This is a genomic window from Chloroflexota bacterium, assembly GCA_026713825.1.
Classification (GTDB): domain Bacteria; phylum Chloroflexota; class Dehalococcoidia; order Lucifugimonadales; family UBA1127; genus UBA1127.
Genome location: JAPONS010000063.1, coordinates 1 through 2,275, shown reverse-complemented (window position 1 = coordinate 2,275; position 2,275 = coordinate 1). Strand labels below are relative to the sequence as shown.

Below are 2,275 nucleotides of genomic sequence, written 5' to 3'. Positions count from 1 at the left end.
CGTTGCCCCACCGGTCGTGGCCGCAGCCATCGATACGGTCCGGGCGGGGTCCGCGCAGCCCGCCGTCAAGCTGGCGTTCGAGTTTCTGGTGCTCACGGCCGCGCGGTCAGGGGAAGTGCGCGGAGCGCAGTGGGACGAGATCAATCTGCCGGCCAGGGGTTGGACCATTCCCGCCGGGCGCATGAAGTCGAAGCGCGAGCACCAGGTGCCACTCTCCGGCCGGGCGATGGAGATTCTCAAGGCGGCGCGCGAGCTGGGCGACGGCCGCGGCCCGCTGGTGTTTCCCAGCCAGGGCGGCAAGCCGATCAGCATCACGCGAATGCCGCGGATGCTCAGCAATCTGAAGGTCGATGCCGTGCCGCATGGGTTCCGCTCCAGCTTCCGGGACTGGGCGGCCGAAGAGACCGACCACCCGCGGGAGGTCGTCGAGGCGGCGCTTGCGCACGCCGTCGGCAACCAGACCGAAGCGGCCTACGCTCGGTCGGATCTGTTCGAGCGGCGCCGGCGGCTCATGGACGAGTGGGCGGCCTACCTCTCGTGAAATTCCTGAGTCACCGCGTCGACCGTGTCAGTAGAGCAGTTCCGACGACCGATTCTGAGCGTCCCCCCGTGGCCGCTTGGTCTACAAGGCCACGCGGTCGCTGTACTAGAAGCCGCCGGCAAACCTGTCGCGGAAAGGCGATTTTCTAGACATGCCACTCCCAAGTTTCGTCGAGTTGGCCTCCAAGGGCTGGGTCCGGATCGAGTCGAAAACTCGATCCGACCGGCCGGGTCATCAGCAGGAGCGGACTAGCGCTTGAGCGGTCGCTGGCCGTGAGGGAGGTTGGCAAATTCTTGACATCACGCAGCGCAGAATCGAAAATTACACGTAGGAGTTGATGCTGGGCGCTTGGTTGTGGGCTTAACCATCGCGACGACGCCTTCCGGTGGCCTTCCTTGCCACTTTTGCACGAAATCGTCCGGTTTTCGTGGGGTTACCCCTTATCTTGTTGACCCAGGGTAAACCTAGCACTAACATTACGAGCCTTCGCGTTACGCAGCGTGGAGAGGAAAGGGGAAAGGAGAGAGACCGGTGAACATGCTCCCCTTGGCGTTTGATTTCCTGCTGGCGGTAGCTGTAGCGTGCATCTGCATACCTTGGCTGCGAGATGCGGTTGAGGTCTCCCGAACTCAGGTGATCGATCTGCCCACAAACGACAATGAGGAAGCAGAGAAAGCCTTCCTTGCTCTTCTGACCGAGGCAGAAGCCGAGGTCGTGATGTACGACGATGGGGATACCAACGATGGCTCGCTCTACATGAGCCAGGAAGTGGTTCGAGCGATCAAGGATAAGCTCCGCGAGCGGCCAGCGTTCCGAGTTGAATGTGTGTTGAACAAGCGGACAGGAGTCACGCGGTTCGAGACAGAGCTGGCTGAGGAGAAGAACGTTCGCATCCGTGAGCGCCGTGAGAACCCTAGCCGGATTCACTACAAGATCATCGACGGGAAGAAGGCTTACGTGTCGTGCCACCAGTTTGGGAATGCTGCGCGAAACCGTAGGATCATTGACTGTACGAATGCTCTGTCTCGTCACGCTGGCCAACGCCCGTTGGCGCTCCAGCGCTACTTCAACGATTTCGAGAAATATGCACCCGCCGGTTGACCCAGGGCTCGCGCCAACACAGATCTACATTCTACTTGGCATCACCGTTGCAACCTTGTCTTGGTTGATCAAGCCAGAGTTTCTTGGGCAACTGAGCACCAAGGCAATTTGGTGGTGCGGCGTGCTCATCTTCGTTCAGTGGCTCCATTCGGTGGCCTACACCAACCTGGAGGGTGTCCATCTGGCCATCAACTCCTTTGGACACAAACTAGCGCTCGCTGGCTATGCCGTGGCAACTGTGTGGCTGTTCAACCTCCGCTGGGTTGAAGCCAAGAGCCGCCCGCCAAGAAGCCCCACGGACGACTAAGGCAACGCAGTAGCTCCCTAGACTAGATAGTGGTTGCCTAGCGTCCCGGGCAGAGTGCCTAGTGATAGGGTTCTATCGGCTCAGGCCAGAGTCCCACTCCCACGCGCGCTGCTGTGCGTGGCGGTGCATCAGCTCGACCACTCGCGCAACGTCGCGGCGATCGCCCTGTAGTCCGCGTCCAAGCCTGTCACATGCTCGGTGAGCTGCTCGATTTGCCGCCGCAAGGTTCTGCTCTCCGCGGCCTGCTGCTCGACACGCTGCTGCAAGGCTTCGACCTGCTCGCCGTGCTGCTGCTGTTCCGTCTCGTACTGCGCGGACAACTTCCG

At 61.1% G+C, this 2,275-nt stretch carries 3 protein-coding genes; all 3 read left to right on the top strand.

The genetic code is table 11. The annotated features are described in order from the left end of the window. A partial coding sequence (locus OXC99_07765) for a site-specific integrase (protein MCY4624881.1) occupies positions 1-541 on the top strand: 541 nt, incomplete at its 5' end. Positions 542-1,072: 531 nt separating this feature from the next. Continuing rightward, positions 1,073-1,642 (top strand): hypothetical protein, encoded by a 570-nt coding sequence (locus OXC99_07760; protein ID MCY4624880.1) that lies wholly within the window; start codon positions 1,073-1,075, stop codon positions 1,640-1,642. A 64-nt stretch (positions 1,643-1,706) separates the two neighbouring features. Continuing rightward, positions 1,707-1,949: a hypothetical protein gene (locus tag OXC99_07755; GenBank protein ID MCY4624879.1), complete on the top strand. Its 243-nt coding sequence runs from the start codon at positions 1,707-1,709 to the stop codon at positions 1,947-1,949. The last annotated feature ends 326 nt before the right edge of the window (positions 1,950-2,275 follow it).